The organism is Nocardia uniformis NBRC 13702, from assembly GCF_001613345.1.
In the GTDB taxonomy this organism is placed as follows: Bacteria; Actinomycetota; Actinomycetes; order Mycobacteriales; family Mycobacteriaceae; genus Nocardia; species Nocardia uniformis.
Map to the genome: position 1 here is coordinate 155,856 of NZ_BDCE01000052.1, position 18,359 is coordinate 174,214.

The 18,359-nt window shown below is 66.3% G+C and carries 15 protein-coding genes and 1 pseudogene; 3 read left to right on the forward strand and 13 right to left on the reverse strand.

The window, feature by feature from the left end:
- Nucleotides 1-13: 13 nt before the first annotated feature.
- From NU1_RS18295 to NU1_RS18325, 7 genes and pseudogenes are all read right to left on the reverse strand, one after another.
- Nucleotides 14-202, reverse strand: coding sequence for a hypothetical protein (locus NU1_RS18295; RefSeq protein ID WP_067522978.1), 189 nt, complete (start codon nucleotides 200-202; stop codon nucleotides 14-16).
- Between the two features lie 91 nt (nucleotides 203-293).
- Entirely contained in the window at nucleotides 294-1,112 is an 819-nt protein-coding gene (locus NU1_RS18300) for a sirohydrochlorin chelatase (RefSeq protein WP_067523054.1), read from the reverse strand.
- Between the two features lie 260 nt (nucleotides 1,113-1,372).
- A pseudogene (locus NU1_RS18305) lies at nucleotides 1,373-2,518 on the reverse strand (uroporphyrinogen-III synthase); the annotation flags it as partial.
- Nucleotides 2,515-2,913 carry a nitrite reductase small subunit NirD gene (nirD, locus tag NU1_RS18310; protein ID WP_067522979.1) on the reverse strand — a complete coding sequence of 133 codons (399 nt, stop codon included), beginning with the start codon at nucleotides 2,911-2,913 and terminating at the stop codon, nucleotides 2,515-2,517. The pseudogene NU1_RS18305 and the gene nirD, both read right to left, overlap by 4 nt.
- Nucleotides 2,914-2,980: 67 nt before the next feature.
- Nucleotides 2,981-5,533: a nitrite reductase large subunit NirB gene (gene nirB / locus NU1_RS18315; protein ID WP_067522980.1), complete on the reverse strand. Its 2,553-nt coding sequence runs from the start codon at nucleotides 5,531-5,533 to the stop codon at nucleotides 2,981-2,983.
- Nucleotides 5,534-5,559: 26 nt separating this feature from the next.
- Nucleotides 5,560-7,026: a nitrate/nitrite transporter gene (locus NU1_RS18320; RefSeq protein ID WP_067522981.1), complete on the reverse strand. Its 1,467-nt coding sequence runs from the start codon at nucleotides 7,024-7,026 to the stop codon at nucleotides 5,560-5,562.
- A gap of 409 nt (nucleotides 7,027-7,435) precedes the next feature.
- Entirely contained in the window at nucleotides 7,436-8,728 is a 1,293-nt protein-coding gene (locus NU1_RS18325) for an MFS transporter (protein WP_371859804.1), read from the reverse strand.
- 65 nt (nucleotides 8,729-8,793) lie between these two features.
- On the opposite strand from NU1_RS18325, the gene NU1_RS18330 reads away from it, so the two are divergent.
- Together NU1_RS18330 and NU1_RS18335 are read left to right on the forward strand one after the other, a co-directional pair.
- Nucleotides 8,794-9,465: a FadR/GntR family transcriptional regulator gene (locus NU1_RS18330; RefSeq protein WP_067523056.1), complete on the forward strand. Its 672-nt coding sequence runs from the start codon at nucleotides 8,794-8,796 to the stop codon at nucleotides 9,463-9,465.
- A 187-nt stretch (nucleotides 9,466-9,652) separates the two neighbouring features.
- Nucleotides 9,653-11,131: an MFS transporter gene (locus tag NU1_RS18335; RefSeq protein ID WP_067522982.1), complete on the forward strand. Its 1,479-nt coding sequence runs from the start codon at nucleotides 9,653-9,655 to the stop codon at nucleotides 11,129-11,131.
- 91 nt (nucleotides 11,132-11,222) lie between these two features.
- Here NU1_RS18335 and NU1_RS18340 read toward each other — a convergent pair whose 3' ends face one another.
- The 3 genes from NU1_RS18340 to NU1_RS18350 all read right to left on the reverse strand — a co-directional run bounded on the left by NU1_RS18340 (nucleotide 11,223) and on the right by NU1_RS18350 (nucleotide 14,743).
- Nucleotides 11,223-12,074: a TIGR02569 family protein gene (locus NU1_RS18340; RefSeq protein ID WP_067522983.1), complete on the reverse strand. Its 852-nt coding sequence runs from the start codon at nucleotides 12,072-12,074 to the stop codon at nucleotides 11,223-11,225.
- 337 nt (nucleotides 12,075-12,411) lie between these two features.
- On the reverse strand, nucleotides 12,412-13,614 hold the full coding sequence (moeZ, locus tag NU1_RS18345) for an adenylyltransferase/sulfurtransferase MoeZ (RefSeq protein WP_067522984.1): 1,203 nt from the start codon (nucleotides 13,612-13,614) through the stop codon (nucleotides 12,412-12,414).
- A gap of 133 nt (nucleotides 13,615-13,747) precedes the next feature.
- Nucleotides 13,748-14,743 carry a DUF3152 domain-containing protein gene (locus tag NU1_RS18350; RefSeq protein ID WP_245720193.1) on the reverse strand — a complete coding sequence of 332 codons (996 nt, stop codon included), beginning with the start codon at nucleotides 14,741-14,743 and terminating at the stop codon, nucleotides 13,748-13,750.
- Nucleotides 14,744-15,191: 448 nt separating this feature from the next.
- On the opposite strand from NU1_RS18350, the gene fasR reads away from it, so the two are divergent.
- Entirely contained in the window at nucleotides 15,192-15,857 is a 666-nt protein-coding gene (fasR, locus tag NU1_RS18355; protein WP_067522985.1) for an HTH-type transcriptional activator FasR, read from the forward strand.
- Between the two features lie 18 nt (nucleotides 15,858-15,875).
- On the opposite strand, the gene NU1_RS18360 is transcribed toward fasR, so the two are convergent.
- The 3 genes from NU1_RS18360 to NU1_RS18370 form a co-directional block, all read right to left on the reverse strand.
- The gene (locus NU1_RS18360; RefSeq protein ID WP_067522986.1) at nucleotides 15,876-16,103 is read right to left on the reverse strand and encodes a DUF3107 domain-containing protein; all 228 of its coding nucleotides are present in this window, start codon (nucleotides 16,101-16,103) and stop codon (nucleotides 15,876-15,878) included.
- Nucleotides 16,104-16,398: 295 nt separating this feature from the next.
- Complete coding sequence (locus NU1_RS18365) at nucleotides 16,399-17,097, reverse strand: ferritin-like fold-containing protein (protein ID WP_067522987.1); 699 nt, start codon at nucleotides 17,095-17,097, stop codon at nucleotides 16,399-16,401.
- A 25-nt stretch (nucleotides 17,098-17,122) separates the two neighbouring features.
- Nucleotides 17,123-18,157, reverse strand: a complete 1,035-nt coding sequence (locus NU1_RS18370; RefSeq protein WP_084521570.1) for a serine aminopeptidase domain-containing protein — start codon at nucleotides 18,155-18,157, stop codon at nucleotides 17,123-17,125.
- Between the last annotated feature and the right edge of the window lie 202 nt (nucleotides 18,158-18,359).

The window sequence follows — 18,359 nt, forward strand, 5'->3', positions numbered from 1 at the left end:
CACCGGGACTTGACTAACGCGGGCCGGGTTGCACGACCGGGCCGTCGAGAATCTGGCGGCATTCCGCGGCGGTATGACCTGCCTGAATGCAGTTGGCCCAATCGATTTGATCCTGGACCCAGGGGTCCGGGGCAGCGGCGGCCGGGGCGGCAGCGGCGACGCAGGCCAGCAGCAAACCGGCGGTGGCAATGAACTTCCTCATCAGTGAATCCCCTCCCGAAGTTCTTCAACTGTCTCCAATCAAGCGTGCCACTGCGGGAGGGGACAGCGCCAATAGATTATCGATATTGCCCTCAGCCGACTCCGGCGGTGGTGAGCGCCCGGGCGGCGGTGCGATAGCGGTCGGCGATGAGTCGGACCACGGCGGGATGCACGCCGATGGGCTCGGCCACACCGTCCGCGCCGCAGGCGTGCAGGCGCTCGTGGAAGAGTCCGTGGGCCAGCAGGTACGAGGCGATGAAGACGCGGCGGGCCCCGGATTCGCGGGCCTGGGCGACGACCTCCGGAACCCGCGGTTCACCCGTGGCGATATAGGCCAGGCGCACCGAGCCACCGATCTGATCGGCCAGCAGCCCCGTCGCACGCCGCACATCCGCGCGAGCGCGTCGATCGGAGGATCCGGCGGCGGCGAAAACCACCGCATCGCCGGGACGCCAACCCGCGGCACGCAGCCGCATTCGCGTAATGGCGGCCAGGGCCGGATCCGGACCCATCGCGTGGGTGACCGCGACCGCTGCGTGCTCGCTCGCGGCCACCTCTCGCGGCACGTCCTGATACACGTGGTAGCCCGATGCCAGGAAGGCCGGAACCACCACGGCGGGAACGGAATCAAGGTCGCGCAGCACCTCGGCCGGGGACGGGCCGAGCACATCGACGAAGGCGGTGCGCACGCGGGGCGGGATAACGCCGAGCGGCGGACGCCCACCGCGCGCGGCCCCCGCGTCGAACGTGGACGGCAGGGGTGCCGATGCGGCCCCGAAAACAGCACCGGCACCAGACTCGGTGGGAGCGCCGAGCTCCCGAGCGACCGCCTCGGCGAGCGAGGCGATCATCTGCACGCCCTTGGTACTTCTGGTGCCGTGGGCGACCAGCACCAGGGCCGGGGTGGTCACCACGACCCCGTCGGAGCGGGGCGGGTGGGACGCACCGGGGTGCCGGAACCCGTCACCGGAGGCAGCCCCGATTGCGCCACGCTCGCCGTGCGGGCGGGGAACGGCTGTCGGACAGCGGAACCCGTCACCGGCGGCAGGTCGGCACTGGGCGGACGTACGGCCCCCGGGATGCGGTTCGGGAATTCTGGGCGGCCCCCGGGATTCCCGCCGCGACCGGAGAAGGGTTGGCGGGCAGGTGGGTTCGGGGCGGGTGTGCGGGGATTGTCGATGCATTCGGCCGGGTCGAGCGCCAGGCGATAGCCGCGTTTCACCACGGTCTGAATGGCTTTCGGGGTGCCGAGGCCCGCACGCAGTCGGGCAATGGCGGTTTCCACCGCGTGGGTGTCGTCACCGCCGCCGGGCAGTGCGGCGAGCAGATCCTCGCGCGACACCACGCGACCCGGCTGCCGAGCCAGCGAGCGCATCAGCGCCATGGGGGCGGGCGCGAGCTGACGAACCTGGCCGTCCACGACCACGCACGCGCCGCGCACACTCAGATTGTGTCCGGCGGCGTGAATTCGGTTGGCGCGCCGCGGCAATTCCTCCGCCACGTGCCGGGCCAGCGCACCGAGCCGGGCTCGACCGGGCATGGAGGTGGGTACACCGAGCTCCTCCAGCGGGGCCGCGGTGATCGGGCCGACGCAGGCGGCCAGTACCCGACCGCGCAGTGCGTGCAGCACCGCTTCGAGCAGTCCGGTTTCCTTGGCGCGCATCAGCAGTGACGCCACGGCGGGCGCACTGGTGAAGGTCACGCAGTCCAGCCCAGAGGTGACAATGGCCTCGATGAGCCGATCCATGGGCGTGCGATCCTGCGGCGGAATCCATCGGTAGACCGGCACCGGCACCACATCGGCTCCGGCACAGCGCAATACCTCACAGAAGTCCGGGACCGGCTCCCATTCGGTGGTGGCGCCGTGCAACTGCACCGCGATGCGCACTCCCTCGACGCCCTGGGCGAGTAGATGATCGAGCACCTCGGCGGAGGACTCCGACGCGGGCGACCATTCCTCACGCAGTTCGGCGGCCCGAATCGCGCCCTTGGCCTTGGGGCCGCGCGCCAGCATCCGGGTGGCGGCGAGCGTATCGCGCAAATCCTCGGCCAGACCCCACCCCTCGGCGGCCTCCATCCAGCCGCGGAAACCGATTCCCGTGGTAGCCACCGCAATCTGCGGCGGTTCGGCCACCAGCTGGCGGGTCACCCGCTCCAGCTCGGTGTCATCGGAGAGCGGAATGATTCGAATAGCCGGTGCGGCAACGCAAGTCGCGCCACGCCGGGTAAGCAGAGTACCGAGTTCATCTGCCCGCCGCGCGGCCGTGATGCCAATGGTGAAGCCGGCGAGCGGGGTTCCAGTATCGAGCGCGGTCATGCCGTACCGCCGGTGACTTCCAGCGGGTCGTTGGATACCGAGACCACACCATTGACCACGCGTACCGCGAATACCGGCAGCGCCATGGTGGCGTCATCCAGGCAGCTGCCGTCGAGCAGCGAGAACGCCTGCTTCAACAGCGGCGACGCCACGACCGGCACCCCACCGCGATCACCCACGATGCCGCGGGACATCACCGCCGCGCGGCCGAACGGGTCGATATTGCCGACGGCGTACAGTCCGCCGTCTGGCAGTAGGAACAGGGCCGCCTGACGGCCACCCTTCAACAACACCGCCACGCCGCGGCCGGGAATCAGAAAATCCAGTCGGCATGCCTGCGTCCAACCAGAGACAGTGGTGGTGACTGCGGTGCCGGGTGTGTCGATCACGGTCATCGGTAACTCTCCTCCGAACGGCCTGTACCTATTGGTACCGGCGTCCTGTTTCCATGCGGTTAAGCAATCATTTCCCCGACGTGGCGGATGGGGATCCCACCGAGATCTCCGGCATACCCAGCAGCACCGGCACCTTCCGCTCACCGCTGTCGTCGAAGGAAATGGTCGGATCGGCCTCGGCGGGTGCGTTCACGAAGGATACGAAGCGCGACAGCTTCTCCTCGTCGTCGAGCACGGCGGCCCACTCGTCGCGGTAGCCGACAACGTGCCGGTCCATGGCCGATTCCAGATCCGCGGCAATACCCAGGCTGTCCTCGCAGATGACCTGCTTGAGGTAGTCCATGCCGCCCTCGAGGGCCTCCTGCCACGGCGCGGTGCGCTGTAGGCGGTCGGCCGTGCGGATGTAGAACATGAGGTAGCGGTCGATGTAGCGGATCAGGGTCTCGTCATCGAGGTCACCGGCCAGCAGGACCGCGTGCTTGGGCGTCAAACCGCCATTGCCGCCGACGTACAGGTTCCAGCCGTGCTCGGTGGCGATGACGCCGACGTCCTTACCGCGGGCCTCGGCGCACTCGCGGGCACAGCCGGAAACGGCCAACTTCAGCTTGTGCGGGGACCGCAGGCCGCGGTAGCGCTTCTCCAGCAGGACCGCCATGCCGACCGAATCCTGCTGGCCGTAGCGGCACCAGGTGGAGCCGACACAGGACTTCACGGTGCGCAGCGATTTGCCGTAGGCGTGGCCGGATTCCATACCGGCCTCGACCAGCCGCTTCCAGATCAGCGGCAGCTGCTCCACGCGGGCGCCGAACAGGTCGATGCGCTGGCCGCCGGTGACCTTCACATACAGGCCGAATTCCTTGGCGACCTCACCGATGGTGATGAGCTGCTCGGCGGTCACCTCACCGCCGGGCATCCGCGGCACCACCGAATAGGTGCCGTTCTTCTGCAGATTCGCCAGGAAGTGGTCGTTGGTGTCCTGCAGCGCGGCCTGTTCGCCGTCGAGAATGTGATCGCTGGAGGTCGACGCCAGAATGGAGGCGACGGTCGGCTTGCAGATATCGCAGCCGGTGCCCTTACCGTGCTTGCTGATCAGCGCCGAGAAGGTGCGGATACCGGTGGACTGCACAATGTGGAACAACTCGGCGCGCGACTGCGAGAAGTGCTCGCACAGCGACTTCGAGACCGCCACGCCCGACTGCTCCAGAAGCTTCTTGAGCATGGGAACGCAACCGCCGCAGGAGGTTCCGGCACTGGTGCAGCTCTTGATGGCCGGGACATCGCAGGCGCCCTCGGCAATAGCACCGCAGATCGAACCCTTGGAAACATTGTTGCAGGAGCAGATCTGGGCATCGTCGGGCAGCGCGTCCGCACCCAATTCCGCACCGGCCGGGGAGATGAGCGCGGCCGGATCGGCGGGCAGCGGGCGACCCACCAGCGGACGCAGCGCCGCGTACTGGGTGGCGTCACCGACCAGCACACCACCCAGCAGGGTCTGGGCATCATCGGAGACAACGAGTTTCGCGTAGGTGCCCTTGGCGGCATCGTGCAGTACCACCGACAGCGCACCCTCGGTCTTACCGTGCGCGTCACCGAAGCTGGCGACATCCACACCGAGCAGCTTGAGCTTGGTGGACAGGTCCGCGCCGGGGAATTCGCCCGCACCACCGAGCAGTCGGTCCGCGACGACCTCCGCCGTGCTGTAACCGGGGGCGACCAGGCCGTAGCAGACACCCTCGACCGCGGCGACCTCGCCGATGGCGAAGATGTGCGGGTCGGAGGTTTGCAGGCTCAGATCGGTGATGACACCACCGCGCGGCCCGACCTCCAGACCGGCGGTCCGGGCGATCTCGTCGCGCGGGCGCACACCGGCGGCGAAAACCACCAGCGCGGCACGCAATTTCGTCTCATCGGAGAGGCTGACCGTCAGCCGCTCCGCGACCGGCGCGTCGGCATCGGATTCGATGGACGAGGTGCCGACGCCGGTGTGGACGTGCAGCCCCAGGTCGGTGACGAGACTCTCCAGAATCGCGCCACCGCCCTCGTCGATCTGGGCGGGCATCAGCCAGTTGTTGAACTCGACCACGTGCGGGGTCATCCCCAGCAGGCGCAGCGCGTTGGCCGCCTCCAGACCGAGCAGGCCACCGCCGACCACAATGCCGACCGCGCCCGGACCGGCGGCCTCCGCGGCGGCACGAATGCCGTCCAGATCGTCGAGGGTGCGGTAGACGAAGGACTCGGGCACGTCGTGACCCGGCACCGGCGGTACGAACGCGTACGAACCGGTCGCGAGAACCAGTGCGTCGTAACCGATTACGTCACCGGTAGAGGTGGTCACCTTACGAGCGTTGCGGTCGATGGTGTCGGCGCGGACGCCGAGGCGCACCTGCACCAGGTCGTCACCCTCGTACGCGTTACCCGGCAGTGCCAGCGCGGAGGTCTCCCAGATGCCCACGTAGGAGGACAGTCCGACCCGGTCGTAAGCGGCGAGGGCCTCTTCGCTCAGCACCACGACCTGCCAGGTTCCGGCCTCGTCGCGGGAGCGCAGCGCCTCCACGAAACGGTGTCCGACCATTCCGTGGCCGACTACCACCGCGGTCTTGCGTTCGACTGTATGCGTCATGACAGTCCTTTCGTGGACGGGATGGGTCAGGCCCGGTTGGACGGGGAAGACGTTGCGCCGGTCGCGGATTCGGCCTGCAGTACCAGGGCTTCGGCCTCGACCACCACATCGGATTCCGGCATCTCCGCCTCGCCGCGGCTGCGCAGGAACACTGCCCAGACGACCAGGGCGCAGGCGATGTAGAAGACCATGAAGACCCAGAAGGCCGTGGTGGCCGATTTGGTCGAGGCGTAGGAGGAGCGCAGCACCAGGTTGATGCCGACCCCGCCGAGCGCGCCGATGGCGCCGACGAATCCGATGAGCGCGCCCGAGATGTTCTGCGACCATGCGGCCCGCGCGGCCCGGTCCAGCGGCAACGTCTTGGACTTGGCGTCGAACACCGTCGGGATGATCTTGGTGACCGCGCCGTTGGCGAAACCGGATACGACGAACAACGCAATGAACCCGGCGACCAGCGCGATCATTACGCCACCGGAGGGCACGCCCCCATTGCCGTCGGCCGCGGTGCTCGCCCCGGCGACCAGAACCGCGGCGGCGATCATGCCGACGAAGGAGAACAGCGTGACCGTGGAGCCGCCGAGACGGTCGGCCCACTTACCGCCGTACGGGCGGGCCAGCGAACCCAGCAGCGGGCCGATCCAGGCGATCTGCGCCGCGTGCAGGGTGGCCTCCGCGCCGGTCTGACCTCCGGCCACGAAGCTGATCTGCAACACCTGCCCGAACGCGAAGCTGTAACCGATGAACGAGCCGAACGTACCGATGTAGAGGAAGGCGATCGCCCAGGACTGCGGCACCTTCAGCGCCTCGACCATGGTCGACAGGTCGGCCTTCTGGTTACGGACATTGTCCATGTACAGCGCCGCACCGATACCGCCGATCGCGATCAGCGCCAGGTACACCAGGCAGATCACCGAGGCATAGTCGGGGCCGAGGGTCGCGATGACGGCCAAACCCAGCAGCTGGATCACCGGCACGCCGATATTGCCGCCGCCCGCGTTCAACCCCAGCGCCCAGCCCTTGAGCCGCTGCGGATAGAAGACATTGATATTGGCCATCGACGACGAGAAGTTGCCGCCGCCCAGACCCGCGAACGCGGCCACGATCAGGAAGGTCGTGTACGAGGTGCCCGGCTGATTGACGAAGTACAGCGTCAGCATCGTCGGCACCAGCAGCGCCAACGCGCTGAAGATGGTCCAGTTTCGTCCACCGAACTTGGCGGTGGCCACCGTGTACGGAATGCGCATGATGGCACCGACCAGGGTGGGCACCGCGACGAGGAAGAACTTGCCAGCAGGATCGATGCCGAAGGTTTCCGTCGGCATGAACAGCACCATGACCGACCAGATCGACCACACCGAGAAGCCGACATGCTCGGCGAACACCGACCAGATCAGATTGCGCTTGGCGATATTCTTGCCGCCCGCCTCCCAGGCAGCGACGTCCTCGGCATCCCAGTGCTGGATGTCGTGATTGCGCTCGAGCTTGGTGAACAAGGGGCCTCCTGAAATCTGGATAGCCCCAAGGTAGAAAACGGGTATTGCGCCAATGCTGCGGAAAATGACCGTGAAATCAACGGTTGCTCACGATTCACCCATTGAGACCGTGAGAAGTAGCCCTTTGTTTCGCCCATGTGACATAAGCGTTTCCGCACGTCACATTGCGCAGAAAATGCGAATCGCCGGGCGTGAGGTGAGATCGCAGTCACTAGCTTGGCGAATACCTCACGAGTCGGCAACTCGGGGAGTGAATTAATCCCACTCTGGGATCTCGTGCCCCGTTGCTGACGCAACGGGGCACGAAGAGGGGGGAGAGTTCGGGCGTACCCGCAGCAAGCGAGTTGCGGGGTCGGTTCGGTGCCAAGTCGCCGCGCACAAGCCCAGCCCCAAGCCACCTTGAGCAGGCTCAGTTCCAGGTGTCTTCGAGCATCCGGGGCTTGCAGGCGTGCCAGGCTCCGGCCAGCATGACGAAGACGGCGACGGTGAGCATGATGAAGGGGATTCCCCAGCCGCCGGTTGCTGTGTGCAGGACACCGAAGAGGACGGGGCCGATGCAGGCGACCGAGTAGCCGACGCCCTGGGTGAAGCCGGAGAGGGAGGCGGAACCGGCGGCGGTGCGGGTGCGCAGGTTGATCAGGGTCAGGGCCATGGGGAAGGTGGACGGGCCGAGGCCCAACAGCAGGACCCAGACCAGGGTGGCGGTCATGGGAGCGGTGATCAGGCCGACGAAGCCCACGAAATAGCAGAGGGCACAACCGATTACGACCGGGAAAGGGTTGGTTACCCGCGCCACGATGGTGGGGGCGGTGAAGGCCGCCACCAGGCCGATGAGCGCGAAGATGCCGACCATACTGCCGCCGTAGGCCATCGTGGCTCCCGCATCGTGCAGGATCGTCGGCAGCCAGGTGAACACCGAATAGGTGATCAGCGAGGTCATACCGAACATCAGGGCCATACCCCAGGCGACGGGTGAGCGCCACGGCTTGCCGGGCGGTTGCGCGTCCAGCAGCGGCAGCGCGGTCTTGTCGACCTTGGCGTGGCCGCGGCGATTACGCAGCACACCCAGCCACGGCAGGGCCGCGGCGAAACCGAGCAGCGCCCACAGCCCCAGCGAGATCCGCCAGCCGTGCGCCTCGGCCACCGGCACCGCGATCATGGCCGGAATGACCGTGCCCAGCTGCACCATCACGATGTAGACCGAGCTGAGCAGGGCCAGCCGATCCGGGAAATAACGTTTGACCAGCGGCGGGATCACCACATTGCCGATACCCATACCGGTCAGCGCCAGCGCCGAGAAGGTGAGCAGCTCCCAGGTGTCGGGCACCACCGCGCGAATCGCGGAGCCCGTACCAGCCATGAGCATGGCGATCAGCGCGGTCGCCTCGAGACCGAAGCGGCGCACCAGGATAGGAGTAAGGAGGCCCGCCACGGCGAAGAACGCGGTCGGCAGCATGCCGAATACGCCGACGACCGCGGTGCCGTAGCCGATGCTCTCGCCGATCTGGATGGCCAGCGGGGTGAACGCGGTAACAGCGACGCGCAGGGTGAGCGCGGACATGATGATGGCGGCGAGAACGAGCAGACGCCCCTCGGTGAGGTGGCGTTTGGTGCGGATCGGGGCGGCCAGCTGCTCGGTTGGTCGCCGAATTCCATCCTCCGTGCCGACCGTGAAGGTCGTCTCATCCAGGGTCGCAGTCACCACGAAATCATAGGATGACCCGATGATGTGATGCAAAGAATGTGAGGCAAGGTACGCTGTTGTCCGTGCAACCAGTCCGTCGCACGAGCCTCATCGCCCAGGTGACCGAGCAGCTTCGTGCCGAAATCCGTTCCGGCCGTTGGCCCGTAGGCTCCCGAATTCCCACCGAACCGGAGCTGACCGAGCTCACCGGCACCGGCCGCAATACCGTGCGCGAGGCCGTCCAGGCGCTGGTCCACGCGGGGATGCTGGAGCGCCGCCAAGGTTCCGGTACCTACGTCATCTCCACCTCCAGCCTCGGCGGAACGCTCATCCAGTACTTCGCCGACGCGCAGGAACGCGACATTCTCGAACTGCGCCGAGCCCTCGACACCACCGCCGCCGCCCTGGCCGCGCGCCGCCGCGACGAGACCGATATCGCCGATCTGCGCCGACTGCTGGCCGAACGCCGAGCGTCCTGGCACGACAACAACCCTGCTGCCATCGAGTTGGATCTCCAGCTACACCGCGCGATCGTGGCGGCCAGCCACAATGCGGTATACCTGGAGTTCTACGACTCACTGCTCCCGGTGATCGAGGCGGGAATCCGTTCCCGCACAGCCAAGTCCGACGACTCGTTCGAGGCCGAACACGTCGAACTGGTCGAGGCCGTCATCGATGGTGAGCCGGACCGGGCCGCGCGGGCGGCGGACTGTTTCCTGTCGACCCTGCTGGCGGAGTACCCCGAAGCCAGGTAACCGACATGTCACCATGGCGAGATGCGGGAAGTGAGCTGGAATTACTCCGGTTGTCACCGAAAGCGACAGTGCCGTAACCACCGTTTCGTACCGTTGATGCGACCGCAAGGACGCTTTGCGAGCAATTAATTCCATTGCTGGCGAAGCTCACGATGAGGCTCGGTCACATCTCGAGAGGAATGCGCCCATGGCACCCACCGCCGTGTCGGAAACGCCAGAAAAGTCCACTTTTCAACATCAGTCACGAGGCCGCTGGCTCGATCAATGGGAGCCCGACAATGAGGAATTCTGGGAGAAGGGCGGAAAGCAGACCGCCAAAAAGAATCTGATCTTCTCCGTATTCGCGGAGAACCTCGGATTCAGTGTCTGGGTTATCTGGGGCAGCATTGTCACCGCCATGGGCGCGGCCGGATTCGGCTTCCTCGAAGGACTCGGCCAGGGCAATCCCGTCGCGGTGAGCAACGCCTTGCTGCTGACATCCACCCCCACCCTGGTCGGTGCGGCCCTGCGCATCCCCTACACCTTCGCCGTCCCCAGGTTCGGCGGCCGCGCCTTCACCATGTTCAGCGCCGCCATGCTGCTGCTGCCCACCCTCGGTATCGCCTACTTCATCAACCAGCCGAGCACACCCATGTGGGTGTTCGTCCTGCTGGCCGCACTCGCCGGTGTCGGTGGCGGTAACTTCTCGTCCTCGATGGCCAATATCAACTTCTTCTTCCCCGAAGGGAAAAAGGGTGCGGCACTGGGTATCAACGCGGCGGGCGGCAATCTCGGCGTGGCCCAGACCCAGCTGTTCGTACCATTGATCATTACCCTCGGCACGCATATCTTGGCCAAGGACGCGGCCGGATACCGCTTCGGCATCACCCTCGCGGTACTCATGTGGATACCGCTCATCTTGTTCTCGTTCTACGGCGCGTGGCGGTATATGGATTCCATCTCCGGCGCGAAATCCGATGGCAAGTCCTACAAACTGGCGCTCACCAATCAGCACACCTGGGTGATGTCGGTGCTCTATATCGGCACCTTCGGCTCGTTCATCGGGTTCTCCTTCGCCTTCCCCACCCTGCTCAAGGCCAACTTCCCGGACCTGGCCGGTATCGGCTGGATGAGCATGATCGGTAACCTCGCCTTCCTCGGCGCCCTGGTCGGCTCCTTCAGCCGCCCGTTCGGCGGCTTCATCTCCGACAAGGTCGGCGGTGCGAAGATCACGCTCTACGTATTCGTCGGTATGGCGCTCTCGACGCTCCTCATCATGGCGGCGTTGGCGGCCAAGAGCTTCCCGCTGTACCTGACCGCCTTCCTGCTGCTGTTCGTCCTCACCGGCATCGGCAATGGCTCCACCTACCGAATGATCCCGTCCATCTTCAGCGCCGAAGCCAAACGGCGCGCCTCCGAATTCGGGCTCGACCCCGCGGACGCGCTGATCTCCGCCAAGCGCATGTCGGGTGCGGCCATCGGCGTCATCGGTGCGGTCGGCGCCTCGGGTGGCTGGTTGGTGCAGCAGGCACTGCGCCTGTCGAATATCAACTTCGGCAGTATGAATCCCGCCTTCACTGCCTACGCCGTGGTCTTCCTGGCCATGGGCGCGGCCACCTGGTGGTACTACCTGCGCAGTTCCTTCGCGGTGGACCGCGTGCCGTCACTGGCCTACGCCAACGTGTGAGCGCTCCCACCTCTCTGGAGCATCAGCACACGTCTGAACGCCCGCCCCACCGAGTTCGTCGGTGGGGCGGGCGTTTTCGGTGAGCGGGTCGCTAGAGCAGTAAGCGGATCACGTCCGCGGTGTGGGCCAGGCCCGGAAAGGCCTCGGGGGTCGAGCGCGGGTGCAGGGCATGGACCGCCAGTCGGAACATGACCGCGCGCACCAGCATCTGCGGCCACTCCGGGAGGTCGCGCCAGCGGTGCAGGAGGCCGTCGTCCGCGCCGCCCCAGGACAGGGCGTCCACCACGATGACCGCCGCCGCCCACGACGGCGGCCGCCAATACGGCGTGATGTCGGTGAGGCCGGGAGCATGCGCACCCGAGAAGAGCACGGTGCCGAACAGGTCGCCGTGTACCAGCTGCGGCGCGGCGGTCACCGGTTTGCGCAGGGTGGCCAGCTGGCCGATCAACTCCAGGCTGCGCTCACCGTCGGGCGAGGTGGCGGGCAGCATGCCACCGACCTTCAGACTCCGCAGCGGCACCGCCTCCCAGGCGGCACGATCGGCAGCCACGAAGACATCCACATCCACCCACGGCGCGATGGGCGGCTGCGCCAGGAATCGGGGCCGCTCCAATTGCGCGGTGGCCTGATGCAGCCGCAGCGACGCCGACACCACCTCGTCGTGCCGTGGTTCCGGCGCACCCTCCAAATACGTGTCGGCGCGCCAACCGGATACGACATAGCGGCCGTCGGTCGCCCGTACCGGACGCGCAAGCCGCAGTCCATCGACCCGCAGCGCCTCCCGCACCTTCGCCGACCACGCGGCCCGCGCATGGTCGGTCACCGGGCTCAGCACCACGTCAGCGCAACGCCATCCGCCGTCCCAGGTCCCCAGCGGCACCGGCATCACCTCGCGCAGCCCGAACGTGGCGCGCACGTGCTCGGGAGGTTCCACAGCAGTCATGGTCACGCGCGTACGGTACCGCCGCAAGGGAACCGAAAATTGGAGCCACACCGATCACACCGTGCGGTCGGAACCTGGCCGTAACCCGCTATAGGCGAATATGTGGCCTACGCACCCACGCGCATACGAAGGTCGGGGCAGAGCGCCGCGCCGTCGCGGCGAACGGATCCATGCCATCCCCGGGGCGGTCATTCCGGCGCGCTTCGCACGTCATCACGGCGCGCTTTGGCCGGGATCCACTACCTCAGCAAAGGTGTATTCCGGCCAAAAGCATGCCGGAATGACGGGACGGGGACGGGTCAGGCCGGCACGGGTCAGGCCCGCGCCGGTCAGGCACTCAGTAGATCGGCAGCGATTTGTCCACCTGGTTGGCCCAGGCGACGATGCCGCCCTGTAGATGGGTGGCGTCGGAGAAACCCGCCTGCTTCAGCGCGGCCAGGCAGTCCGCCGAGCGGATACCGGTCTTGCAGTGCAGCACGATCGGACGGTTCTGCGGCAATTCGGCCAGGGCCTCACCGGTGAGGATGCGGTCCTTGGGGATCAGGGTCGCGCCCTCGATACGGACGATGTCCCATTCCACGGGCTCGCGCACGTCGATAATCGCGACATCCTTGCCGGCGTCGAGCATCTCCTTGAGCTCACGCGCGGTAATGGTCGACCCCGCGGCGGCGGCGATACCCTCCTCGGACACCACACCGCAGAAGGCGTCGTAATCGATGAGCTCGGTAATCGGCTGCCGGTCCGGATCGCGGCGCAGCTTGATCGTCCGGTAGGTCATATCCAGTGCGTCGTACACCATCAGTCGGCCCAGCAGCGGATCGCCGATACCGGTGAGCAGCTTGATCGCCTCGGTCACCATGACCGAACCGATGGACGCGCACAGCACCCCGAGCACGCCGCCCTCGGCGCAGGACGGGACCATGCCCGGCGGCGGGGCCTCGGGGTAGAGGTCGCGGTAGTTGATGCCCCTCTTCTCACCATCCGGCGCGTCGGGGGCGTCCTCCCAGAAGACCGAGACCTGACCCTCGAAGCGGTAGATCGAGCCCCACACGTACGGCTTCCCGGCCAGTACGGCGGCATCGTTGACCAGGTAGCGGGTGGCGAAGTTATCGGTGCCGTCGACAATGAGGTCGTAGCGTTCGAACAGTTCGACGGCATTCTCCGGCTCGAGCCGTATCTTGTGCAGTTCCACATTGATTCCGGAATTGATCTCCAGAATGGAATCGCGTGCGCTGTCGGCCTTGGAGCGGCCGATATCGGATTCGCCGTGAATGATCTGCCGCTGCAGATTCGACGCGTCCACCTCGTCGAACTCCACAATGCCGAGGGTGCCCACACCCGCGGCCGCCAGGTACAGCAGCGCCGGGGAGCCGAGCCCGCCCGCGCCGATCACCAGCACCCTGGCGTTCTTCAAACGTTTCTGACCGTCCACCCCGAGATCGGGAATGATCAGATGCCGGCTGTAGCGGGCGACCTCGTCCCGGGTCAGCTCCGCGGCCGGTTCGACCAGCGGCGGCAGGGACTTAGTTGACGACGACACGTCCTGGACTCCTCGTTGAGATTCTCGCCGAGCACGTAGGCCCGGCGCTGCAACCGATCACTCCTACCGCGAGGCGGCAGCACACCGCTTTCCAACACGGCGCGGATGCTTATTCTTCCCAGCCTAGGCAGCGCTATCCGCGCGGGTACGGCCAGGGGTTGAACCGGCACTTCTTACCGTCCATCGGGACCGTGCCGTCGGGATCGAGGGTCGCGATCTCATTGTTGCGGGTGCCGAAGGTCTGCTGCATCATGACCGGCGCGAGGCCGCCGTCGGATTCACACGGCTGATGCTCGTGATAACCGATCGCATGGCCGACCTCGTGATTGACCAGGTACTGCCGATACGAGCCGATATCGCCGTCGAAGGCCAGCGCCCCGCGCACCCAGCGCGCTTCCGACAGCACCACGCGTCCGAGATCGGCGTTGTAGCAGGAGGAATCGATGGGAATCTCGAATCCACAGGCGGTGCGGGTGGTTTCGCGGGAGGTCAGCGACAGGCGGAAGTCCGGCTCGCCGGAATCCACACGGCGGAACGCGAATCGCGAATCATGGGTCCAGCTCTTGGGATTCGCCAATGTGGCCTCGACCATCTTGGCCACCGAATTGTCACCGCCGATGCCGGAAGTATCTGTCCCGTCCTCGATTTCGACGGTGTAGGTGAAAACGTGTTCGGTGCCGGTACCCACCTGGGCGGTGGTACCGCGCACCACATGCCAGGTGCCCGCTCCGGTTACCGCGTAGGGGCCGCCGTCCGGCAGGGCTCCGGTGGGTAGGTCGGCGGCGAACTTACCGTCACCCCGGGGCGGTGCGCCGATAACGCCGGATTTGTCGGAATGCTCGCTCAAGCGACCGAAACCCGGTGCGCTACCGACAGCTTCGCCACCGCCGCGTACCGCGTCCACGACCACCAGCACCGTCACGAAAAGCAGCACCGGTAGCGCGTAAGCGCGCCAACCATAGGTGGAGACGAAGCGGCCCAACGCGCTCTGCTTCTTGGTTTCGCGCTGCGGCCGGGAGCGGGTGCGGGCATCTTCGGGAGGTGCGGTCGGATCCCAGCTCGCGCGCAGTGGCTGATGCGGCAGCGGGAGTTTTTCCGGGCCCTCAGCGTCAATGGCCCTGGACGCGATGCTGCCCCCGCCCGTATAGATGCCCAGCGGATCGTAGACCGGCCCGGTCGGCTTACCCTTGCGCTTCGAGCCGCCGATCGCTGTTCGCGGCGTCACAGCTCCCACGGGGCGGCGTGAATCGCGCCCGCCGGTATTTCTGCCCCCATGGTCGGTCACGACAACCAGGTTCTCACAGTGCCGCAACCCGCTCTCGGGGGCCGCGGCGCCGGCGTGGATTGCTGCGACATATCTCACGGAGATATTGCGGCAGATCTCACAAAGCGGTACTCCTGCACACAACCTGTGACGCGCCTCCCATAATCGAGGCAACCCGAACGCACCGCGTTCGAGAACATTCAGCACACCAAAATTCGGAACCAGGATCGGCACCGGGGCCCTGAGCGAGTATCGTCCATGGGATACCCGGCGCACATCCAATACGTCCGGTAATCGACTGGGAGATCGGAAAATGACAGACCTCGTGGACCGGATGACCGCGCGCCGCACGTCATCCGAGACCATGGCGCCGAGTAAGCGCGGAACCCGCTTGCCTCGTGAGGCACGCCGTGCGCAGCTACTCGCCGCAGCAGGTGAGGTCTTCGTCATGCGCGGCTACCACGCCGCCGGTATGGATGAGATCTCGCAGTGCGCCGGCGTCAGCAAACCCGTGCTGTACCAGCACTTCTCGAGCAAGCTGGAGTTGTATCTGGCGGTGCTGCAGAACTACGTCGACGCCCTGGTGTCGAGCGTGCGGCAGGCACTGCGGTCGACCACCAGCAATAAGCAGCGCGTAAGGGCCGCCGTACAGGCGTATTTCGACTTCGTGGACCACGAGACCCAGGGTTTCCGACTGGTTTTCGAATCCGATCTGACCAGCGAGCCGCAGGTGCAGCGGCGGGTCGAACAGGCCACCGAGGCCTGTGTGGACGCGGTCTTCGATCTCGTCGCCCACGACTCCGGGCTCGATCCCTACCGCGCTCGCGTACTCGCGGTGGGCCTGGTGGGCGCGAGCCAGTTCAGCGCCCGCTACTGGCTGGAGGCCGACCGCCCCATCCCGAAGGAAGAGGCGGTCGATACCACCGTCTCGCTGTGCTGGGGTGGCCTGAAGCACGTGCCCCTGCACCCGATCGACTAGCGACCGGGGCGAAGCTCGTTAAACCGCGGCGAATCCGACGCGACCGCTGGTGGAGGTACCGATCTCCACGTAGGCGACCTTGGCTGCCTGGATCAGGTACTTGCGGCCCTTCTCATCGCTCAGCGTCACGACGCCACCATCACCCTGCAGCGCACCGGTCACCAGCGCCTCGACCTCTTCGGGAGTCTGCGCGCTATTGATGATGAGCTCACGCGGGCTATCCGAAATACCGATCTTGACCTCCACGGCCAACCTCCGAACGTAGTGTCCTGTGCTGTCTCGCTCAGGCTAGCCGAGGGCCGGGAACCACTGTCACGGACCGCCCTGCGCTGTCAGCGAACAGAATTCGCCGACTCTCGGATCTCGTGCCCCGCTGCCTGGCGGCAGCGGGGCACAGCGGGGAAGAAGGAAGTGGAGCGCGCACCCGCCTCCCCCGCACGAGCCAGCGCCGCGCCCCGACCACGAGCCAGCACCACACACCCCCTACTCACAGCTGTGCCCCCGCAGCCACAGGCAGCGGGGGCACGAGATCACGGAGAGTTCAGCCGAGTCCCAGGACGGCCATGCGTTCGGCGTGGCTGTTCTGCATGCGCTCGAAGAGCATGGCAATGCCGTTGAGGTCGCCGGTGGCGGTGAGGACCAGGTCGGTGAGTTCGTCGCGCTGGGCCATGACGTACTGGGCCTGGGTGATGGCTTCGCCGAGGAGACGGCGGCCCCAGAGGGTGAGGCGGTCGCGGTCGGCGCGATTCTGGGCGACGGCGTTGCGGACCTCTTCGACCACGAATTCGGAGTGGCTGGTTTCCTCGAGGACATCGCGGACGATCTCGGCGATCTCCGGGGTGAGCGCGCCCGCGATCTCGGTGTAGAAGTCGGCGGCGATACCGTCACCGACGTAGAACTTCACCATCGACTCCAACCAGGTGGAGGGGTCGGTGGAGGCGTGGTAGGCGTCGAGGGCCCGCACGAACGGGGCCATCGCGTCGAAGACGTCGACGCCGCGGTCGGCGAGGGCGCCCTCCAGGGTCTTGAAATGCCCCATCTCCGCGGCCGCCATCTTGGCTACGGCTACCTTGCCGCGCAGCGTCGGCGACAGTTTGGCCTCCTCGGCCAAGCGGTAGAAGGCAGAGATCTCGCCGTAGGCGAGTACCGCGAAGAGATCGACCACTCCCGGATCCTCCGCAACGACGATCTCCGCGGCTTCACCCGAAACGCCCAGCGCAGTAGACGTATTAGCTCCCATAGTTTTACAGCCTAGTACTCAATGCTCAGGGCAGGTCTCGAAGGAACTTGTCGAGATAGGTCCAGGTGCTGTCGCGGGCGAGCAGGATGCCGAGGTGGCTGCCGGGGGCGGTCTCGTAGCGGACCTCCGGCGAACCGGTGAGGGTGGTGGTGCCGTGCCGCACGGCGGCCGCCGCGGTGATGGCGTCGTCGGGGCCCCCGACCAGTAGGACCGGGACGGTCACATCCGCGAGGGCGATGGCGCGGTCGCCGAGGTGGACCGTGCCCTTGCCGATGTCGTTGGCCATCATGAAGCGCCGCCACAGCTGGTTGTAGAAGCGGGCCGGGTAGCCGGGCAGGGCGTTCTGGAAGCGGTTGATGGTCTCCATCCGCGCCAGGGTGTCGGTATCGGTGATATTCCGGGCGACGAACCACGGCCGCTTCAGTTCACGCTCCCACGCGGTGACGCGGTAGGCGATGCGGGTCAGTGGCGCGGGGACGCCGCCGGCGACACTGACCGCCGTGGTGGTGACCCGATCGCCGGTCAGCTTGATGAGCTGCCGCAACTGCGGGATCCCGACCATATGGTCGTAGCTCAGCGGCGCACCGACAGCGGTAATGGACCGGATCGGCAGGGTGGGATCGGCGGCGGCGGTCAGCAGTTCCAGGACCCCGCCGATGGACCAGCCCACCAGATCCACCGGCCGCCCGCCCCGATCGGCGGATACCTGGCGAATGGCCTCGGGCAGGATGTCGTCGATCCAGGTCTCGAAGCCCATCCGGCGATCGGCGTAAGAAATACCGCCGTAGTCCACCAGGTAGGGCGCGCGCCCGGAATCGAGCAGGAAACGAACCAGGCTCTGATCCGGACGCAGATCGAAGCAGAAGGCGGGCGCGGCCAGCGGCGGCACCAACAGTACGGCCGGGGCGTCGGCGGCAGCCCCCTCGTAACGGCGCAGCAAATGATGCGGCCGGTCATCCAGTACCGTCGACGGGGTCGGTTCGGGCGTCTCGATGCCGTCGCCGAAGGTCAGTGCCCACGCATTGCGCGCGGCGAGGGTCACGGTATCTGCCAAGCTCACCCGCACAACCTCGCATATACCGCTACACGGTGTAACACCTATGTGATGAATTCAACTATCACAGCCCATCGACCCACGCACCGCCGCTGACGAATTATCCTGCGCCGCACCACGTACCGACAAAAATGAACGAGCCTTCCGGCCGTTCTCAGGCATGGAAAAACCACCGAACAAGACAATACAATCACGCAATTGCGGTGGC

Coding starts and splice junctions, on each gene's coding strand:
- NU1_RS18295 (WP_067522978.1), bottom strand. CDS start 202: ATGAGGAAGTTCATTGCCACCGCCGGTTTGCTGCTGGCCTGCGTCGCC.
- nirD (WP_067522979.1), bottom strand. CDS start 2,913: ATGACCGTGATCGACACACCCGGCACCGCAGTCACCACCACTGTCTCT.
- nirB (WP_067522980.1), bottom strand. CDS start 5,533: ATGACGCATACAGTCGAACGCAAGACCGCGGTGGTAGTCGGCCACGGA.
- NU1_RS18335 (WP_067522982.1), top strand. CDS start 9,653: ATGGCACCCACCGCCGTGTCGGAAACGCCAGAAAAGTCCACTTTTCAA.
- NU1_RS18340 (WP_067522983.1), bottom strand. CDS start 12,074: ATGACTGCTGTGGAACCTCCCGAGCACGTGCGCGCCACGTTCGGGCTG.
- fasR (WP_067522985.1), top strand. CDS start 15,192: ATGACAGACCTCGTGGACCGGATGACCGCGCGCCGCACGTCATCCGAG.
- NU1_RS18365 (WP_067522987.1), bottom strand. CDS start 17,097: ATGGGAGCTAATACGTCTACTGCGCTGGGCGTTTCGGGTGAAGCCGCG.